The 19,115-nt window shown below is 61.5% G+C and carries 18 protein-coding genes; 10 read left to right on the top strand and 8 right to left on the bottom strand.

From position 1 onward, the window contains the following. Positions 1-10: 10 nt before the first annotated feature. Positions 11-1,537, bottom strand: coding sequence for a helicase HerA-like domain-containing protein (locus tag JL05_RS05920; RefSeq protein WP_033631929.1), 1,527 nt, complete (start codon positions 1,535-1,537; stop codon positions 11-13). A gap of 211 nt (positions 1,538-1,748) precedes the next feature. Here JL05_RS05920 and JL05_RS05915 point away from each other — a divergent pair, with 211 nt between their 5' ends. Together JL05_RS05915 and JL05_RS05910 are read left to right on the top strand one after the other, a co-directional pair. Beyond that, positions 1,749-2,018 (top strand): hypothetical protein, encoded by a 270-nt coding sequence (locus tag JL05_RS05915; protein ID WP_004930356.1) that lies wholly within the window; start codon positions 1,749-1,751, stop codon positions 2,016-2,018. A gap of 17 nt (positions 2,019-2,035) precedes the next feature. After that, positions 2,036-2,314, top strand: a complete 279-nt coding sequence (locus JL05_RS05910; protein WP_033631928.1) for a type II toxin-antitoxin system RelE/ParE family toxin — start codon at positions 2,036-2,038, stop codon at positions 2,312-2,314. Here JL05_RS05910 and btsR read toward each other — a convergent pair whose 3' ends face one another. The 3 genes from btsR to ppiA all read right to left on the bottom strand — a co-directional run bounded on the left by btsR (position 2,315) and on the right by ppiA (position 5,450). After that, a complete protein-coding gene (gene btsR, locus JL05_RS05905; RefSeq protein ID WP_033631927.1) occupies positions 2,315-3,040 on the bottom strand; it encodes a two-component system response regulator BtsR in 726 nt (241 codons plus the stop codon). Next, positions 3,040-4,725: a sensor histidine kinase gene (locus JL05_RS05900; RefSeq protein ID WP_004930349.1), complete on the bottom strand. Its 1,686-nt coding sequence runs from the start codon at positions 4,723-4,725 to the stop codon at positions 3,040-3,042. The genes btsR and JL05_RS05900 overlap by 1 nt, the downstream gene beginning before the upstream one ends. A gap of 155 nt (positions 4,726-4,880) precedes the next feature. Beyond that, positions 4,881-5,450: a peptidylprolyl isomerase A gene (gene ppiA / locus JL05_RS05895; protein ID WP_015379288.1), complete on the bottom strand. Its 570-nt coding sequence runs from the start codon at positions 5,448-5,450 to the stop codon at positions 4,881-4,883. Between the two features lie 353 nt (positions 5,451-5,803). Between ppiA and JL05_RS05885 the strand changes: the two genes are divergently transcribed. From JL05_RS05885 to tsgA, 4 genes are all read left to right on the top strand, one after another. Beyond that, positions 5,804-6,142, top strand: coding sequence for a PTS lactose/cellobiose transporter subunit IIA (locus tag JL05_RS05885; RefSeq protein WP_004930342.1), 339 nt, complete (start codon positions 5,804-5,806; stop codon positions 6,140-6,142). Beyond that, on the top strand, positions 6,139-7,446 hold the full coding sequence (locus JL05_RS05880) for a 6-phospho-beta-glucosidase (RefSeq protein WP_033631924.1): 1,308 nt from the start codon (positions 6,139-6,141) through the stop codon (positions 7,444-7,446). The genes JL05_RS05885 and JL05_RS05880 overlap by 4 nt, the downstream gene beginning before the upstream one ends. A gap of 72 nt (positions 7,447-7,518) precedes the next feature. Beyond that, positions 7,519-8,499 carry a LacI family DNA-binding transcriptional regulator gene (locus JL05_RS05875; protein ID WP_004930339.1) on the top strand — a complete coding sequence of 327 codons (981 nt, stop codon included), beginning with the start codon at positions 7,519-7,521 and terminating at the stop codon, positions 8,497-8,499. Between the two features lie 191 nt (positions 8,500-8,690). Beyond that, positions 8,691-9,875: an MFS transporter TsgA gene (gene tsgA, locus JL05_RS05870; RefSeq protein ID WP_033631923.1), complete on the top strand. Its 1,185-nt coding sequence runs from the start codon at positions 8,691-8,693 to the stop codon at positions 9,873-9,875. A 54-nt stretch (positions 9,876-9,929) separates the two neighbouring features. Here the strand turns inward: tsgA and JL05_RS05865 are convergent, their stop codons facing one another. Next, positions 9,930-11,198: a cytosine deaminase gene (locus tag JL05_RS05865; protein WP_033631922.1), complete on the bottom strand. Its 1,269-nt coding sequence runs from the start codon at positions 11,196-11,198 to the stop codon at positions 9,930-9,932. Positions 11,199-11,501: 303 nt separating this feature from the next. Here JL05_RS05865 and nirB point away from each other — a divergent pair, with 303 nt between their 5' ends. From nirB to cysG, 4 genes are read left to right on the top strand one after another with little or no spacing between them, the layout of a single operon-like run. Further along, positions 11,502-14,051, top strand: coding sequence for a nitrite reductase large subunit NirB (gene nirB / locus JL05_RS05860; RefSeq protein WP_033631921.1), 2,550 nt, complete (start codon positions 11,502-11,504; stop codon positions 14,049-14,051). Continuing rightward, positions 14,048-14,374 carry a nitrite reductase small subunit NirD gene (nirD, locus tag JL05_RS05855; protein ID WP_033631920.1) on the top strand — a complete coding sequence of 109 codons (327 nt, stop codon included), beginning with the start codon at positions 14,048-14,050 and terminating at the stop codon, positions 14,372-14,374. Before nirB ends, nirD begins: the two co-directional genes overlap by 4 nt. 16 nt (positions 14,375-14,390) lie before the next feature. Further along, positions 14,391-15,191 carry a nitrite transporter NirC gene (gene nirC / locus JL05_RS05850; protein WP_021504771.1) on the top strand — a complete coding sequence of 267 codons (801 nt, stop codon included), beginning with the start codon at positions 14,391-14,393 and terminating at the stop codon, positions 15,189-15,191. A 50-nt stretch (positions 15,192-15,241) separates the two neighbouring features. Then, a complete protein-coding gene (cysG, locus tag JL05_RS05845) occupies positions 15,242-16,645 on the top strand; it encodes a siroheme synthase CysG (RefSeq protein WP_033631919.1) in 1,404 nt (467 codons plus the stop codon). A 50-nt stretch (positions 16,646-16,695) separates the two neighbouring features. Here the strand turns inward: cysG and trpS are convergent, their stop codons facing one another. From trpS to rpe, 3 genes are read right to left on the bottom strand one after another with little or no spacing between them, the layout of a single operon-like run. After that, the gene (gene trpS / locus JL05_RS05840) at positions 16,696-17,703 is read right to left on the bottom strand and encodes a tryptophan--tRNA ligase (RefSeq protein WP_004930324.1); all 1,008 of its coding nucleotides are present in this window, start codon (positions 17,701-17,703) and stop codon (positions 16,696-16,698) included. A gap of 2 nt (positions 17,704-17,705) precedes the next feature. Beyond that, a complete protein-coding gene (locus JL05_RS05835; protein WP_033631918.1) occupies positions 17,706-18,404 on the bottom strand; it encodes a phosphoglycolate phosphatase in 699 nt (232 codons plus the stop codon). Next, positions 18,397-19,074, bottom strand: coding sequence for a ribulose-phosphate 3-epimerase (gene rpe, locus JL05_RS05830; protein ID WP_004930320.1), 678 nt, complete (start codon positions 19,072-19,074; stop codon positions 18,397-18,399). Before rpe ends, JL05_RS05835 begins: the two co-directional genes overlap by 8 nt. Between the last annotated feature and the right edge of the window lie 41 nt (positions 19,075-19,115).

Below are 19,115 nucleotides of genomic sequence, written 5' to 3'. Positions count from 1 at the left end.
GTCGTTTATCTCAACGTTTACGGCCGCCGGTGATCGAGCCCAGCACGCCGCGCAGGATCTGGCGGCCGAGATCGCGCGCCATGCTCTTGGCGGCGGTCTGGACGATGCCGTCGCGTTTGCCGCCGCGCGGGCCGGTGGAACCGAACAACAGCTCGTTCAAACCATCCATCAGGCCGCCGCCCGCCTGCTGTTGTTGCTGTTGCGTCTGCGGTTGTTGCCCCTGCTGCGGGGTGCCGATGGTGGCGAAGCCACCCGACGACAGCTTCTCGTAGGCGGACTCGCGGTCAATCATGTCCTCATAGCGGCCATACAGCGGCGACTTGTTGATCGCGCTGTTCAGCCCTTCCGCGCCGAGCATGCCCATTTTGGATTCCGGCGCGATGACCATCGCACGCTCCACCACGTTCGGCCGGCCCTTTTCGTCGAGGAATGACACCAGCGCTTCGCCCACGCCCAGCTCGGTGATCGCCGTTTCGGCATCGAAGGCCGGGTTGGCGCGCAGGGTTTGCGCCGCCGTCTTCACCGCCTTCTGATCGCGCGGGGTAAAGGCGCGCAGCGCATGCTGCACGCGGTTGCCCAACTGGCCCAGCACGCTGTCCGGGATGTCCAGCGGGTTCTGGGTGACGAAGTAAATGCCGACGCCTTTGGAGCGGATCAGACGCACCACCTGTTCAATCTTGGTCAGCAGCGCCGCCGGCGCATCGTTGAACAGCAGGTGCGCCTCATCGAAGAAGAACACCAGCTTCGGCTGTTCAGGGTCGCCCACTTCCGGCAGGTGCTCAAACAGCTCGGCCAGCAGCCACAGCAGGAACACCGAATACAGCTTCGGCTGATTGATCAGCTTGTCCGCCGCCAGCAGATTGATCACGCCGTGGCCGTTGGCGTCGGTTTTCATCAGATCGTTGATGTCCAGCATCGGCTCGCCGAAGAACTGGTTGGCCCCCTGCTCTTCCAGCGTCAACAACCCGCGCTGAATGGCGCCGATAGAGGCGGCAGAGATATTGCCGTACTGGGTTTGGAATTGTTTGGCGTTGTCGCCGACGAACTGCACCATGGCGCGCAGGTCTTTCATGTCCAGCAGCAGCAGCGCATTGTCATCGGCGATTTTGAACACCAGCTGCAGCACGCCGCTTTGCACCTCGTTCAGATCCAACAGGCGCCCCAGCAGCAGCGGCCCGAGATCGGAAATGGTGGCGCGGATCGGGTGACCCTTTTCACCGTAAATATCCCACGGGATAATGGTGCAGGCCTGCGGTTGCCAGTCGGTGACGCCAATCGCCGCCAGGCGCGCCTGCAGTTTTTCGGAAGGCACGCCCTCGGCGCCGATGCCGGACAGATCGCCCTTCACATCCGACAGGAACACCGGCACGCCGATGCGTGAGAACTGTTCGGCCATTTTCTGCAGCGTCACCGTCTTGCCGGTGCCGGTTGCCCCGGTGATCAAGCCGTGGCGGTTGGCCAACGCCGGCAAAATCACCAGATCCTGTTCCGGTTTTCCGTCTTTCATCGCCTTGGCGATAATCCGTGGTTCACTCATTTTCTGTTCCTTTGACGCTGACCGCAGCGCGAAACGCGCCTGTTGATGCAATAAAGCTATAAGCGCCGCGTAACCCCGTCAAGGACAAACAAAAAGGGCGCCGTCGGGGCCTGATGAATTCAGATTGCGCTTAGCGTCAGAGCGTCTTTGCTTGAACAATAAAGCACCAGTGTTATAGTGAGCATTACGCTGTATATACGAGGTAAATACCATGTCTGAATCTACCGTGGTAATCCGCGTGGATGACGAGTTAAAAACCGCTTTCGCCAGCGCGGCAAAGGCCGCCGATCGCACGGCTTCGCAACTGCTGCGCGATTTCATGCGCGAGTTTGTCAGCCGCCAGGCGCAGCAGGAAGAGTACGACCAGTGGTTAAAGGAAAAGGTCGAGGTGAGCCGCAAGGCGTTGCGTGAAGGCAAGTTCGCCGACGATGAAGAGGTGGCTGCTTATTTCGCCGAACGCAGAGCTAAATCAACGCAATAAAACACAAAAGGACTTTTGTGAAACTGACATGGACGGTACCCGCCATCGCCGATCGTCTGGCGATTTATGAATGGTTGGAACTTAAAAATCCGGCCGCCGCCGCAGAAAATGATGCAAAAATCGCTGACGCGGCGGCACGCCTCGTGCATCATCCTACCAGCGGGAAAACGGGTCGGATAGCCGGCACGCGCGAGTTGGTCATCTCTCCGTCCTATCTGCTGGTCTATGAATGGGCGGCTCAACGCGTCATCATATTGGCCATCGTGCATACTCGCCGCCGGTGGCCGCCGGCATAGTCATCCCCGCAGCCCCAGTTGCTCCTTCAGCGCTTTCAAATAGCGCCGGCTGACCGGCACCGGATCGCCGGCGGACATGATCATCTCTGCCGCGCCGCCCTCTTCGAAGCGGATCTCGCGCACCTGCTCCAGGTTGACCAGATACTGCCGATGGCAGCGCACCAGCGGCGTACGGCTTTCCAGCGTGCGCAGCGTCAATTCGGTGAAACACTCCATGCCGTCGCGGCGCACCACGAATACCCCGCTCAGCTTGGAACGGATCGCCAGCACTTCATCGAACCGCAGCAGATAGATGCGGCTGTGGCCGGTGCAGGGAATGTATTTCAGGTAACCGGCGCTCTCATCCAGCACCGCCACGTCCTGCGGCGCACTGCGCTGCCGCAGGCGTTGCAGCGTCTTGCTCAACCGCATCGGCTCCGCCGGCTTCAGCAGATAATCGAAGGCGTGCTCCTCGAACGCCTGCACCGCGTATTCGTCGTAGGCGGTCAGAAACACGATGTGCGGCATACGGTTGGGATCCAGCATGCCGACCATTTCCAGCCCGCTGATGCGTGGCATCTGGATATCGAGAAACACCACGTCCGGCTGCAGCCGATGGATCTGGCTGATAGCTTCGATGGCGTTGGCGCACTCGCCGATAATCGAGATCCCCGCCTCGGCCTCCAACAGATGGCGCAGGTTGTCGCGTGCGGAAGGTTCATCGTCAACAATCAGTGCGTTTAACATCAGGCTGCCCTCTCCATAGGGACATTAAGCGTAATGCGGGTGTAGGCGTCCGGTCGGCAATCCACCTGCACGCCATAGCCTTCGCCATAGCGCACGCGAATGCGTTTATCCACCAGGTTCATCCCCAGCCCGCTGCAGTTCGGTTTCGGCTGGAACAGCCCGGCGTTGTCCGTCACCTGCAACAGCAGATGCTCGCCTTCGCAGCAGGCGCCGATTTCGATACGGCCCACGCCCAACAGATGCGAGGTGCCATGCTTGATGGCATTCTCGACGATCGGCTGCAGCGAAAACGCCGGCAGCCGCGCCGCCAGCAGCGCCTCCGGCAGCGATACCGCAATCTCCAGCCGATCGGCGAAGCGCGCTTTCTCTATCTGCAGGTAGGCGTTCACATGTTCAATTTCGTCCGCCAGGCTGACTTCGTCATCCGAACGTTTGAGGTTTTTACGAAAGAAGGTCGAGAGGGACTGCACCAGATCGCAGGCGCGCTCGCCATCGCGGCGGATCACCGCCACCAGGGTATTCAAGGCATTGAACAGGAAATGCGGATTGACCTGCGCATGCAGCAGCTTGATCTCCGACTGCGCCAGCAGCTGCTTGTGGCGCTCGTACTGTCCGGCCATGATCTGCGCCGACAGCAGGCTGGCGATGCCTTCGCCCAGCGTACGGTTGATGGTGCTGAACAGCTGGCTTTTCGGTTCATACAGCTTGATGGTACCGATGACCCGCTGGTTTTCGCCGCGCAGCGGGATCACCAGCGTCGATCCCAGCTTGCAGGCCGGATTGATCGAGCAGCAGTAAGAGAGCTGATTGCCGTCGGCGTACACCACCTCGTTGTTGTCGATGGCGCGATGCGAATGCACCGAGGCGATCGGCGTGCCCGGCAGGTGGTGATCGTCGCCGATGCCGATAAACGCCAGCAGCTTGTCGCGATCGGTGATCGCCACCGCGCCGATGCCCAGCTCCTGATAAATCACCCGGGCGACCTTCATGCTGTTTTCCTGATCAAAGCCCTGCCGCAGGATGCCCTCGGTGCGCTCGGCGATCTTCAACGCCTTGGAAGAGAAAGCGCTGGTGTATTTCTCGAACATCGCGCGCCTGTCCAGCAGGATTTGCATAAACATCGCCGCGCCGACGGTATTGGCGATCATCATCGGCAGCGCGATGTGTTCCACCAGCTGCAACGCCTCGTTATAAGGGCGCGCCACCGCCAGAATGATCGCCATCTGCAGCACTTCCGCCACCAGCGCCACGCCGCCGACGAACAGCGGATTGAACAGCAGCTCGATGCGCCCCCGGCGCATGGCGATGCTGTGTACGATGCCGCCGACCAGCCCTTCGGACACCGTGGAGATCGCGCAGGCCACGTCGGTCATGCCGCCGAGCGTATACCGGTGCAGACCGCCGGTCAGCCCGACCAGAAAGCCCACCGACGGCCCACCCAGCAGCCCGCCCAGGACCGCGCCTATCGCACGGGTGTTGGCGATCGAATCCTGAATATGCAGCCCGAAGTAGGTGCCCATGATGCAGAACACCGAGAAGATCACGTAGCACAGCAGCTTGTGCGGCAAGCGAATGGTCACCTGCATCAGCGGAATGAACAGCGGGGTTTTGCTCAGCAGATAGGCGATAACGAGATAGACGCACATCTGCTGCAACAGCAACAGCACCTGGTTAAATTCATACATGGCAGCAACTCATCCAGAGACAACAAGGGGCGAACGCCGGATTTCCGGTCTGGTTATTGTCTGCCGATTAGAGCATGGGGCGCGGGAGAAAACAGTGATGAAGGCAAGGCTTCGGGAGGAAGGACGGCCGACCCCGGCGGGATCGGCCAAAAAATTTACGGCAGCACCTTGGCCGACAGAATCACCACCGGTTTGGTCGGCACATTCTGGTAAGGGCCGACGTTGCCGGTCGGCACCTGAGCGATCTTGTCCACGACGTCCATGCCTTTCACCACTTTGCCGAACACCGCGTAGCCGAAGTCGCGCTGGCCGTGATCCAGGAAGGCGTTATCCGCCACGTTCAGGAAGAACTGGCTGGTGGCGCTGTCCTTGTCGGCGGTGCGCGCCATCGAGATGGTGCCGCGCAGGTTGCGCAGGCCGTTGTCGGCTTCGTTCTTGATCGGCGCCTTGGTGGATTTTTGCTGCATGTCAGCGGTGAAACCGCCGCCCTGGATCATGAAACCCGGGATCACGCGGTGGAAAATGGTGTTGTTGTAGTACCCGCTGTTCACGTAATCGACAAAGTTCTGGGTGGAAACCGGTGCCTTCTGGCTGTCGAGCGCCAATTCGATATTCCCCGCCGAGGTCGTCAGCATGACATGGGTTTCACCGGCGGCGAGTGCGGCTGGTGCCACTGCGGACAGGGAACACAGCGCGACGAAGGTCACTAAAGTACGTTTGAACATTAACGGGTCCTTTCTCTGAGAGACAAACAACGGAAAAGCGCTTTGATTCTAAAGAGCTGTATCGGCAAGTGCCAGCCATTTACCTATATTTACCCAATTACGGGACATATCCTAGGCGGCCCTGAATTTTGCTGCGGAAAGTATGGGCGCAGAAGGCTTTTTTGCCAACCGCATCACGCATTTTTTGCCCCGTGCCGCCCCGGGGCGGTTTTTGCGATCTGCCTCCCAGTTTGCACACGCATTGTCGTTACTCTATATAAATGAGAGCGCTCTCATTATAAAAAGAACGGATATTGAAGCATCCCACGGCGGCATCGCCGCGCAACCCCTGGAGAAATGACGTGAGTGAATTGATGACTGAAGTCAGCCCCGAGTTTGAAAGCACCATCATGGAACTGCTGGTGTTCTCCGGCAGCGCGCGCAGCAATGCGTTGATGGCGTTGCGACAAGCGCGCGCCGGCGACTTCGCCGCCGCAGCCAAACACATGGCCGAATCCAAAGAGTGGGTGAAGAAAGCGCACCTGATCCAGACCGAGCTGATCGGCCTGGACGAAGGCTGCGGCAAGCTGGCGATCAACCTGATCACGGTACATGCGCAGGATCATCTGATGAACGCCATGGTGATCCAGGATCTGGCCGACGACATGATCGAGCTCTATCGCCGTCAGTCGCTGACGGAGGGCCGCCCATGAGCACGCTCAAAATCGCCGTGATTGGCGGCGGCAGCAGCTACACTCCCGAGCTGGTCGATGGGCTGATCCAGCGCATCGAGGAGCTGCCGGTCACCGAACTGGCGCTGGTGGACGTCGAGCCAGGCCGCCAAAAAGTGGAAACCATCGCCGCCCTGACGCGCCGCATGCTGGCGCGCCACGGGCTGGAACAGGTGAAGGTCAGCGTGCACTTCGCGCTGGACGACGCCATTTGCGGCGCCGCTTTCGTGCTGACCCAGTTCCGCGTCGGGCAACTGCCGGCGCGCGCCGCCGACGAACGGCTGGGCCTCAAATATCAGCTGCTCGGCCAGGAGACCACCGGCGTCGGCGGTTTCGCCAAAGCGCTGCGCACCATTCCGGTGATGCTGGATATCGCCCGTCGGGTGGAAAAGCTGGCGCCGGACGCCTGGATCATCAACTTCACCAACCCGGCCGGTATCGTCACCGAGGCGGTGTCTCGCTTTACCAAAGCGAAGATCATCGGCCTGTGCAACGTGCCGATCAGCATGCATCACATGATCGCCAACATGCTGCAGGCGCCTTACGCCGACGTGCAGCTGCGGTTCGCCGGCCTGAACCACATGGTCTGGGTGCATCAGGTCACGCAGCAGGGGCGCGACGTCACCGGCAAAGTGATCGACATGCTGTGCGACGGCGCGGCGCTGACCATGAACAACATCAAGGAAGAGCCCTGGCAGCCGGACTTCCTGCGCGCGCTCGGCGCGATCCCCTGCCCGTACCACCGCTATTTTTACCAGACCCGCGAGATGCTGGCGGAAGAGATGGCCGCCGCCGGCGAGCGCGGCACCCGCGCCGAGCAGGTGATGCAGGTAGAAAAAGAGCTGTTCGAGCTGTATGCCGATCCGCAGCTGAACACGAAACCGGAACAGCTCAGCTTCCGCGGCGGTTCTTTCTATTCCGAGGTTGCGCTGGAGCTGATTCGTGCTATCCATAATAATCTCGGCACGCAATTAGTGGTCAACACCGCAAACCGCGGCGCAATCCATGGCCTGCCGGGCGATGCTGTGATAGAAATCAACTGTATCGTCGATGCCCAAGGCGCGCATCCGCTGACGTTCGGCCCGCTGTCGGAGCCGATGCAGGCGCTGACGCAGCAGGTGAAAGCCTACGAACGCCTGACCATCGAGGCCGCGGTGCACGGCGATCGCCGCAGCGGCTTGCTGGCGCTGATCGCCAATCCGCTGGTGGGCAACGCCAACCTGGCGCAGCCGTTGCTGGACGAGGTGTTGACAATAAACGCGCCGTATTTGCCGCAGTTCAGGTAAGCGCCTGCGCGCGGTATGACAGGGGTTCGGCGCGCCGAACCCATTTTTTTAGCCGTAATCAGGAGTTGGACGATGGTGACACTGGAAGATGTCGCGGCGCTGGCGGGCGTATCGCGCGCCACCGTATCGCGGGTAGTGAACGGCGACAGCAACGTCAAAGCGCCGACCCGCGAGAAGGTTGAACGCGCTGTCGCCCAGCTCGGTTACACCCCCAACCCGGCGGCCCGCGCGCTCGCCTCCAGCCACAGCAATACCCTCGGGCTGGTGACCACGTCGTATCGCGGCGGCTTCTTCGGCGCGCTGATGGACTTCGTGCAAACCGAGGCCGAATCCCACGGCAAGCAGCTGCTGGTGACCCAGGGCCGCAACAGCGCCGAAAACGAATGGCAGGCGGTGCAGCGGCTGTTCAGCCTGCGCTGCGACGGCGTGATCCTGCATGTGCGTTTTCTCAGCGACGATCGGCTGCGCCAGCTGGCGGCGGAGCAACGTCATTTCGTGTTGCTCGATCGTCTGGTGCCGGGGCTGGAAGACCGCTGCGTCACCTTCGATCACCCGCTCGCCAGCCGCATGGCGACCCAGCAGTTGCTCGATGCCGGGCACCGGCGCATCGCCTGCATCAGCGGGCCGCGCGAGCGGCCGTCGAGCCGCCTGCGGCTGCAAGGGTTTGAAGAGGCGATGCAGGCGGCGAATATCGAGCCGGTGGCCTGTCTGGAGGGCGTTTACGATCTGGAAAGCGGTTACCGCTGCGCCGATCGCCTGCTGCAGCAAGCCGCACGGCCCAGCGCCATCTACTGCTGCAACGAAGAGATGGCGATCGGCGCGCTGCTGGCGATCAACGAGCACCGCCTGCGGGTGCCGCAGGATATCTCCTTGATCTGTTACGACAGCGGCGAACGCGCGCCTTTTGTACGCCCGGCGTTGAGCAGCGTACATTTTCCCATCAGCGAGATGGCCCAATACGCGGCGCGCAGGCTGATCGACCCCACCACCCCGGCGCACCAATTTGAACCGACGATCGTCAACCGTGATTCCATTGTGACGGTACGCAAATAGATCACAATAATGCGTACCCTCCCTTCATAGGTTGCATCAAAAAGTCGACAACCATCACAAAAAATCCCGTTGTCTGTGCTAGGATCCGCCCCCTGGTGGCCTGATCGGGACTTTTTTCTGCGTTTGCCAGGAAAAGCCAGCGGCCTTATGCCAGCGTTAAAACCTCTAACAGACATATTCAGGCCTATACAATGAATGACAGTAACCGCATACGGCTTACCTGGATCAGCTTCTTTTCGTACGCGCTGACCGGTGCTTTAGTGATCGTCACAGGGATGGTGATGGGAAACATTGCAGAGTACTTTAATCTGCCGGTTTCCAGCATGAGTAACACCTTTACTTTCCTCAACGCCGGTATTTTGATTTCGATCTTCCTCAATGCCTGGCTGATGGAAATCATCCCGCTGAAGCGTCAGTTGATCTTCGGCTTTGTCCTGATGGTGCTGGCGGTCGCAGGGCTGATGCTCGGCAAGAGCCTGACCATGTTCTCGCTGTGCATGTTTATCCTTGGCGTGGTTAGCGGTATCACCATGTCGATCGGCACCTTCCTGATCACCCACATGTATGCCGGCCGCCAGCGCGGTTCGCGCCTGTTGTTCACCGATTCCTTCTTCAGCATGGCCGGGATGATCTTCCCGATCGTCGCCGCGATGCTGCTGGCTCGCCATATCGGCTGGTACTGGGTTTACGCCTGCATCGGCCTGCTGTACGTGGCGATCTTCGTGCTGACCCTGTGCTCCGAATTCCCGGTGCTGGGCAAGAAAGGCGCCGATGCCGGTCAACCGGTCGAGAAAGAAAAATGGGGCGTCGGCGTGCTGTTCCTGTCGATCGCCGCGCTGTGCTACATCCTCGGCCAGCTGGGCTTCATTCAGTGGGTGCCTGAGTACGCCACCAAGTCGTTCAACATGGACATCGGCCAGGCCGGTAAGCTGGTGAGCGACTTCTGGACCTCTTACATGGTCGGCATGTGGGTGTTCAGCTTCATCCTGCGCTTCTTCGATCTGCAGCGCATCGTTACCGTACTGGCCGCGCTGGCTACCGGCGCGATGTACCTGTTCGTCAGCACCGACAATCCGGAACACCTGGGCTACTACATCATGGCCCTGGGCTTCGTTTCCAGCGCCATCTACACCACGCTGATCACCCTCGGCTCGCTGCAGACCAAGGTCTCCTCGCCGAAGCTGGTCAACTTTATCCTGACCTGCGGCACCATCGGCACCATGCTGACCTTCGTGGTCACCGGCCCGATCGTGGCGAAAGGCGGCGCGCACGCGGCGCTGACTACCGCCAACGGCCTGTACCTGGCGGTGTTCGTGATGTGTCTGCTGCTGGGCTTCGTGACCAAGCACCGCAGCCACGGTCACGTGACGCACTGATTTCTTCGCATCAAATACATCAAGGGCGCCCGCAAGGCGCCCTTTTTTTGCGCCTTAGCGCCGAAAATCTACCGTCTCATCCTGCTGCAAATGCAGCGTGGTTTCCGCCGGCCGCGTTTCGGCGATCACCGCCCCCTGGCGAATCGAATAACGCACCGGCGTCTGGCGGCGCACCGCGTCGAAACCGCTTTCCGCCGGCAGGATCACCAGGTTGGCGCTGTTGCCGGCCGCCAGGCCATAGTCGCTGAGGTTAAGGGTGCGCGCACTGTGGCTGGTGATCAGCTTCAGCCCGTCGTCGATTTGGCCATAGCCCATCAGCTGGCACACGTGCAGCCCCATATGCAGCACCTGCAGCATGTTGGCGGTGCCGAGCGGATACCAGGGATCGAACACGTCGTCGTGGCCAAAGCAGACGTTGATCTCCGCCTCCAGCATCTCCTTCACCCGCGTCACGCCGCGCCGTTTCGGATAGCTGTCGAAACGCCCCTGCAGGTGAATGTTCACCAGCGGATTGGCGACAAAGTTGATGCCGGACATTTTCAGCAGGCGGAACAGCCGCGAGGCGTAAGCTCCGTTGTAAGAGTGCATCGCCGTGGTGTGGCTGGCGGTGACTTTCGCCCCCATCTCCAGCTTCAGCGCCAGCGCCGCCACGGTTTCGACGAAGCGCGATTGCTCGTCGTCTATCTCGTCGCAGTGCACGTCCACCAGCCGATCGTATTTTTGCGCCAGTGCGAACGCCTTATGCAGCGACTCCACGCCGTATTCGCGGGTGAATTCGAAGTGCGGAATGGCGCCCACCACGTCGGCCCCCAGCCGCAGCGCCTCTTCAAGCAGCGCTTCGCCGTTGGGATAAGAGAGGATCCCCTCCTGCGGGAAGGCGACGATCTGCAGCGTTACCCAGGGCGCCACCTCCCGTTTCACCTCCAGCATGGCGCGCAGCGCGGTCAGCGTGGGATCGGAAACGTCGACGTGGGTGCGCACATACTGCACGCCGTTAGCGATCTGCCACTTGAGCGTTTGCCAGGCGCGCTGCTTGACGTCTTCATGAGTCAACAGCGCCTTGCGTTCGGCCCAGCGCTCAATGCCCTCGAACAGCGTGCCGGACTGGTTCCAGGCCGGCTGACCGGCGGTTTGCGTGGTATCCAGGTGGATATGCGGTTCGACGAACGCCGGCAGCGCCAACCCGCCCTGCGCATCCAACACGTCGCTGCGCCACTCCAGCCCTTCCGGTTGCGGCACCAGATGCGCGATGCGCCCCTGCTCGATCGCCAGTTGCCACAACCCTTCATGCCCGCTTAAACGCAGGTTATCGATAAACTTCAATGGACGTTTCGCCACCCTTCACCTCTGCCGTTGCGCTGGTTTTCTTCATCATACTGGCAGCGGATCGCGCTGACAAAGTCACCGCTTCATGCCTACCCCCTGCGTTTACTCCCTGCGGGGTAATTTGCATGCAAACTGACTCGCTTCAGCTAAAGGTGAATAAAATCCGCAACTTATCAAAAAACGTGAAAAATCATCCATATACCACGTTAGAGGTATATGGGAGTGTGATTGATTTGCATCAATAAATTGCTCATCGGGAGGGATAAGGTAAGCCTAGGAAACCCGAATTTTGAGGCAATAATGAGCAGAGTCAAACTTGCCGTCGTCGGCAATGGCATGGTCGGCCACCGGTTCATCGAAGATCTGTTGGATAAAGCAGACAAAGACCAATTCGACATCACCGTATTTTGCGAAGAACCGCGCATCGCTTACGATCGCGTGCACCTTTCCTCCTACTTCTCGCACCACACCGCCGAAGAGCTGTCGCTGGTGCGCGAAGGCTTTTACGAAAAACACGGCGTGAAGGTGCTGATCGGCGAGCGCGCTATCACCATCAATCGCGACGAGAAGGTCATCCACTCCAACACCGGCCGCACCGTCTATTACGACAAGCTGATCATGGCCACCGGCTCTTACCCGTGGATCCCGCCGATTAAAGGCTCGGATAGCCAGGACTGCTTCGTTTACCGCACCATCGAAGACCTGAACGCCATCGAATCCTGCGCGCGCCGCAGCGAGCGCGGCGCGGTAGTCGGCGGCGGGCTGCTGGGGCTGGAAGCCGCCGGCGCGCTGAAAAGCCTGGGGGTAGAAACGCACGTGATCGAGTTCGCTCCGGTGCTGATGGCCGAACAGCTCGACCCGATGGGCGGTGACCAGCTGCGCCGCAAGATCGAGCGCATGGGCGTCAAGGTACACACCGGCAAAAACACCCAGGAGATCGTCAACGGCGGCGGCACGGCGCGCAAAACCCTGCATTTCGCCGACGGCAGCCTGCTGGAAGTGGATTTCATCGTGTTCTCCACCGGCATCCGCGCCCAGGACAAGCTGGCGCGCCAGTGCGGGCTGGAGATTGGCCGCCGCGGTGGCATCGCCATCAACGACAGCTGCCAGACGTCTGATCCGGACGTGTACGCCATCGGGGAGTGCGCCGCCTGGCGCGATCGCACCTTCGGCCTGGTGGCGCCGGGTTACAAAATGGCGCAGGTGGCCGCCGATCACCTGCTGAACCGCGAAAACGGCTTCCAGGGCGCCGACATGAGCGCCAAGCTGAAGCTGCTGGGCGTAGACGTCGGCGGCATCGGCGATGCCCACGGCCGCACCGAGGGCGCCCGCAGCTACGTCTATCTGGATGAAAGCAAAGAAGTCTACAAACGCCTCATCGTCAGCGCCGACAACAAAACCCTGCTCGGCGCGGTGCTGGTGGGCGACACCAGCGATTATGGCAACCTGCTGCAGCTGGCGTTGAACGGCATCGCGCTGCCGGAAAACCCGGACGGCCTGATCCTGCCGGCCCATGCGGGCAGCAAACCGGCCATCGGCGTGGATTCGCTGCCGGAAAGCGCGCAGATCTGCTCCTGCTTCGACGTCAGCAAAGGCGACATCATTCAGGCGGTCAACAAAGGCTGCCACACCGTGGCGGCGCTGAAGGCCGAAACCAAGGCCGGCACCGGCTGCGGCGGCTGCATCCCGCTGCTCACCCAGGTGCTGAACGCCGAGCTGAGCAAGCAAGGCATCGAGGTCAACCATCACCTGTGCGAACACTTCGCCTATTCGCGCCAGGAGCTGTTCCACCTGATCCGCGTCGAAGGCATCAAGTCGTTCGAGGCGCTGCTGACCAAATACGGCAAAGGCTACGGCTGCGAAGTCTGTAAGCCAACCGTCGGCTCGTTGCTGGCTTCTTGCTGGAACGAGTACATCCTCAAGCCGCAGCATACGCCGCTGCAGGATACCAACGACAACTTCCTCGGCAATATCCAGAAAGACGGCACCTATTCGGTGATCCCGCGCTCCGCCGGCGGCGAAATCACCCCGGACGGCCTGCTGGCCATCGGCCAAATCGCCAAGGAGTACAACCTCTACACCAAAATGACCGGTTCGCAGCGCATCGGCATGTTCGGCGCACAGAAAGACGACCTGCCGGCCATCTGGCGCAAGCTGCTCGCCGCCGGCTTTGAAACCGGCCACGCATACGCCAAGGCGCTGCGCATGGCGAAAACCTGCGTCGGCAGCACCTGGTGCCGCTACGGCGTCGGCGACAGCGTCGGCTTCGGCGTCACGCTGGAGCACCGTTACAAAGGCATCCGCACCCCGCACAAAATGAAGTTCGGCGTCTCGGGCTGCACCCGTGAATGCGCCGAAGCGCAGGGCAAGGACGTCGGCATCATCGCCACCGAGAACGGCTGGAACCTGTATGTCTGCGGCAACGGCGGCATGAAACCGCGCCACGCCGATCTGCTGGCCGCCGATCTCGATCGCGAGACCCTGGTGCGCTACCTCGACCGCTTCATGATGTTCTATATCCGCACCGCCGATAAGCTGCAGCGCACCTCGGTGTGGCTGGAGAGCCTGGAAGGTGGCATCGATTACCTGCGCAAGGTGATCGTCGACGACAAGCTCGGCATCAACGCGCAGTTGGAAGCCGAGATCGCCCGCCTGCGCGACGCGGTGGTCTGCGAATGGAAAGAGACCGTCGAGCACCCGGAAACGCAGCTGCGCTTCGCCCACTTCATCAACAGCCCGCTGCGCGATCCGAACGTGCAGGTGGTGGCCGAACGCGACCAGCACCGCCCGGCGCGCCCGGACGAGCGCATTCCCGTCACCCTGATCGATACCGAGGAGAGTCACGCATGAGCCAGTGGATTACCGTTTGTCCCGTCGCCGACATTCTGCCCGGCACCGGCGTGTGCGCCCTGATCGGCGATCGGCAGGTGGCGGTGTTCCGCCCCTATGCCGACGAACAGGTGTTCGCCATCAGCAATATCGACCCGTTCGCCCAGGCCAGCGTGCTGTCGCGCGGCCTCATCGCCGAACATCAGGGCGAATTGTGGGTCGCCAGCCCGCTGAAGAAACAGCATTTCCGCCTGTACGACGGCCACTGTCTGGAAGATGACAGTCGTTCCGTCACCAGCTTCACCAGCCGGGTGGTCGACGGCATCGTGCAAGTCGCGGCATAACCTTTCGGGAGGCAACATGTTTACCGATACGATCAACAAATGCGCCGCCAACGCGGCGCGCATCGTCCGCCTGGCGAAGGAGAGCCCGCTCGGCTTTTGGATCAGTTCGGCGATGGCGGGCGCCTACGTCGGCCTCGGCATCATCCTGATCTTCACCCTCGGCAACCTGGTCGACCCAAGCATACGGCCGCTGGTGATGGGCGCCACCTTCGGCATCGCGCTGACGCTGGTGATCATCGCCGGTTCCGAGCTGTTCACCGGCCATACGATGTTCCTGACGCTCGGCGTCAAGGCCGGCACCATCCGCCAAAGCCAGATGTGGGCGGTGCTGCCGCAAACCTGGCTCGGCAACCTGCTCGGCTCGGTGCTGGTGGCGCTGATGTATTACTACGGCGGCGGCAGCCTGCTGCCGGTGGATACCAGCCTGGTACACAGCGCCGCGTTGGCGAAAACCACCGCGCCGGCCGAGGTGCTGTTCTTCAAGGGCGTGCTGTGCAACTGGCTGGTTTGTCTGGCGATTTGGATGGCGATCCGCGTTGAAGGCGCCGCCAGGTTCATCGCCATTTGGTGGTGCCTGCTGGCCTTTATCGCCTCGGGTTACGAACACTCCGTCGCCAACATGACGCTGTTCGCTCTCTCCTGGTTCGGCAACCACAGCGAGGCCTACACCCTCGCCGGCATCGGCCACAACCTGCTGTGGGTGACGCTGGGCAACATCCTGTCCGGCTCGGTGCTGATGGGCCTGGGGTATTGGTACGCCACGCCGCGCGCCGAACGCCCGCAGGCGGCGAAAGCCGCCGCACGTCAGACCGCCTGAGTTTTCGGGGGCGCCTTTCGCCCCCACCCTGATGACCCCGAGGAGTGCCGATGGATTACCTGCCGATTTTCTGCCAACTGCAACACAAAGCCTGCCTGCTGGTCGGCGGCGGCGAAATCGCCGAACGCAAAGCGCGCCTGCTGCTGGACGCCGGCGCGGCGCTGACCGTCAACGCCCTGGACTTCACCCCGCAGTTCCGCCAATGGGCGGAAGAAGGCCTGGTGACGCTGGCCGAGGGCGAATTCAGCCCGGCCCTGCTGGCGGAAAAATGGCTGGTGATCGCCGCCACTGACCGGCTGGAGGTCAACGCGCGGGTGTACCAATGCGCCAACCAGCAGCGGGTATTCTGCAACGTGGTCGACGACCCGAAACGCGCCAGCTTTATCATGCCGTCGATTATCGACCGTTCGCCGATCATGGTGGCGGTGTCCTCCGGCGGCAAAGCGCCGGTGTTGGCGCGGCTGCTGCGCGAGAAGCTGGAAGCAATGCTGCCGCAGCACCTCGGCAAGCTGGCCCAACTGGGCGGCTCGCTGCGGCAGCGGGTAAAACAACGCTTCAGCGGCCTCGGCGCACGCCGTCGCTTCTGGGAACGGTTGTTCGCTCACGATCGGCTGGCGCAATCGCTGGCCAACGGCGACGCCGCGCTGGCCGAACGCCAGCTCGAGCAACTGTTCAGCGAACAGCCGGCAGATCGCGGTGAAGTGGTGCTGGTCGGCGCCGGGCCGGGCGATGCCGGTTTGCTGACGCTGAAAGGGCTGCAACAGATCCAGCAGGCCGACGTGGTGGTTTACGACCGGCTGGTCTCCGAAGAGATCATGGCGCTGGTGCGCCGCGACGCCGAGCGCATCTTCGTCGGCAAACGCGCCGGGCACCACTGCGTGCCGCAGGAACAGATCAACCAAATTCTGCTGCAGCAAGCGCTGCAAGGCAAACGCGTGGTACGACTGAAGGGCGGCGATCCCTTTATCTTCGGCCGCGGCGGCGAAGAGCTGGAGACGCTGGCGGACGCCAACGTGCCGTTCTCGGTGGTGCCGGGCATTACCGCCGCCTCCGGCTGTTCCGCCTACAGCGGCATCCCGCTCACCCACCGCGACCATGCGCAGAGCGTCCGCCTGGTGACCGGCCACGCCAAGGCCGACGGTGGATTGGACTGGGCGACGCTGGCCGCCGGGCAACAGACGCTGGTGTTCTATATGGGGCTGTCGCAAGCGGCGGAAATCCAGCGCCGGCTGATCGCGAACGGACTGCCGGCCGCCACGCCGGTGGCGCTGGTGGAAAACGGCACCTCTTGCCGCCAGCGGGTGATCGAAGGCGAGCTCCACCAACTGGGCGCCTTGTCCCTGCAGGCCGCCAGCCCCAGCCTGATCATCGTCGGCAGCGTGGTCAGCCTGCGCAGCAAGCTCAATTGGTTCGCCAGCGAGGAATCGCCCGCCAGCCTGGCGCAAATGGCATAATACCGACGTAAAAAAAGCGGCCTTAGGCCGCTTTTTTATTTGCGCCGGCGTTACGCCTGCGGCGGTACGAAACCGACGGCCTGATAGACCTTCGCCAGCGTTTCCTGCGCGCGTGCGCGGGCCTTGGCGGCGCCGTCGCGCATGACCTGCTGCAGATAGGCTTCGTCGTTGCGGAAACGGTGGTAGCGCTCCTGCAGCTCAGCCAGCATGCCGGAGACGGCTTCCGCCACCGCGCCTTTCAGGTGGCCGTACATCTGGCCTTCAAACTCGGCTTCCAACTGCGCGATGCTCTTGCCGGTCACGCCGGCGAGGATATCCAACAGGTTGGAGACGCCCGCCTTGTTGACCACGTCGTAACGCACGACAGGCGGCTCTTCCGAGTCGGTCATTGCGCGTTTGATCTTCTTGGTCACCGCTTTCGGATCTTCCAGCAGGCCAATCACGTTGTTGCGGTTGTCGTCCGACTTGGACATCTTCTTGGTCGGCTCCTGCAGCGACATCACGCGCGCGCCGGATTTAGGAATAAACGGCTCCGGCACTTTGAACACGTCGCCGTACAGCGCGTTGAAACGCTGGCCCACGTCGCGGCTCAGCTCCAGGTGCTGTTTCTGATCTTCGCCCACCGGCACCTGGTTGGTTTGATACAGCAGGATGTCCGCCGCCATCAGCACCGGATAGCTGAACAGCCCGGCGTTGATGTTCTCCGCGTAGCGCGCGGATTTGTCCTTGAACTGCGTCATGCGGCTCAGTTCGCCGAAATAGGTGTAACAGTTCAGCACCCAGCTCAGCTGCGTGTGCTCAGGCACGTGCGACTGCACGAAGATGGTGCTTTTTTCCGGATCGATACCGCAGGCCAGGTACAGCGCCAGCGTATCCAGCGTGGCCTTGCGCAGCTTCTCGGCGTCCTGGCGCACGGTGATGGCATGCAGATCGACGATGCAATAGATGCAGTCGTAGTCGTCCTGCATCTGCACCCACTGACGCAGCGCACCCATGTAGTTGCCGATGGTCAGTTCGCCGGACGGCTGCGCGCCGCTAAATACGATGGGCTTACTCATGTTTAAATTTCCTGATTCTCTAAAGATGACAGCCCAAGAGCGGGCAACAAATCGGCGAAGCGCTCCAACACCCGATCGGGGTGGCTCAGGGCGATCGATTCGCCGTAGTTATAACCGTAGGTAAAGCCGACGCTCGGGCAACCGGCACCCTGCGCGGCTTGAATATCGTTGCGTGAGTCGCCGACGAACAGCAGTTCATGCGCGCGCAGGCCAAGCTTGCCGAGCACCAGGTACAACGGTGCCGGGTGCGGTTTCTTTTCCGTCACGTCGTCGCCGCCGATCACCAGCGAGAAATAGTCGCCAATGCCCAACGATGCCAGCAGCGGCGCCACGAACGGCGTCGGCTTGTTGGTCACCAGCGCCATCGGGTAACCGTGCGCGGCCAGGCGGGCCAGCGTCTCTTGCACCTGTGGGAACAGACGGCTGCCGCTGTCGACGGTCTGCGCGTAGAAATGGTCGAAGCGTTCACGGAGCCGGCTGCACTGCTCCGGCGAGCCTTCCGCCTCCGCCCAACGCAGCGCGCGCTGCACCAGCACGTCGGCGCCGTTGCCGATCCAGGTGCCGACCCGCTCCTCACCCGCTTGCGGCAGGCCCGTCTCTTCCAGCGCCATATCGATGGCGGCCGCCAGACCCGGCGCGCTGTCGACCAGCGTGCCGTCCAGATCGAAGGCCAATGCGCGGATCGCGCCGAAATCAGCCATGGGTAACCTTCGCCAGCTCGCTGCGCATTTCGTCAATCACCTTGCGGTAGTCCGGCTGGCCAAAGATGGCGGAACCGGCGACGAACATATCGGCGCCTGCGGCGGCGATTTCGGCGATGTTATCCACTTTCACCCCGCCGTCGACTTCCAGGCGGATATCGCGACCGCTGTCGTCGATCAGTTTGCGTACCTGGCGCAGCTTGTCCAGAGTGCCGTGGATAAACGACTGGCCGCCGAAGCCCGGGTTGACCGACATCAGCAGGATCACGTCAATTTTATCCATCACGTAATCGAGGTAGCTTAGCGGCGTCGCCGGGTTGAACACCAGGCCGGCCTTACAACCGTGCTCTTTGATCAGCTGAATGGTGCGATCGACATGTTCGGAAGCTTCTGGATGGAAAGAGATATAAGACGCGCCGGCCTTGGCGAAATCTGGCACGATGCGATCTACCGGCTTGACCATCAGATGCACGTCAATCGGCGCGGTAATGCCGTAGTTGCGCAGCGCTTCGCACACCATCGGACCGATGGTCAGATTGGGCACGTAGTGGTTGTCCATGACGTCGAAGTGCACCACGTCGCCGCCTGCGGCCAGCACGTTAGCGGTATCTTCACCTAACCGGGCAAAATCTGCCGACAGAATGGACGGGGCAATCAAAAACTTTTTCATCCGCTTCTCCAAACGTAGGGTCGAGTTGTTATGCGCCGGGG

Source organism: Serratia nematodiphila DZ0503SBS1 (assembly GCF_000738675.1).
In the GTDB taxonomy this organism is placed as follows: domain Bacteria; phylum Pseudomonadota; class Gammaproteobacteria; order Enterobacterales; family Enterobacteriaceae; genus Serratia; species Serratia nematodiphila.
The sequence above is the reverse complement of the archived record's forward strand: the minus strand, read 5'-3'. Positions and strand labels throughout refer to the sequence as shown.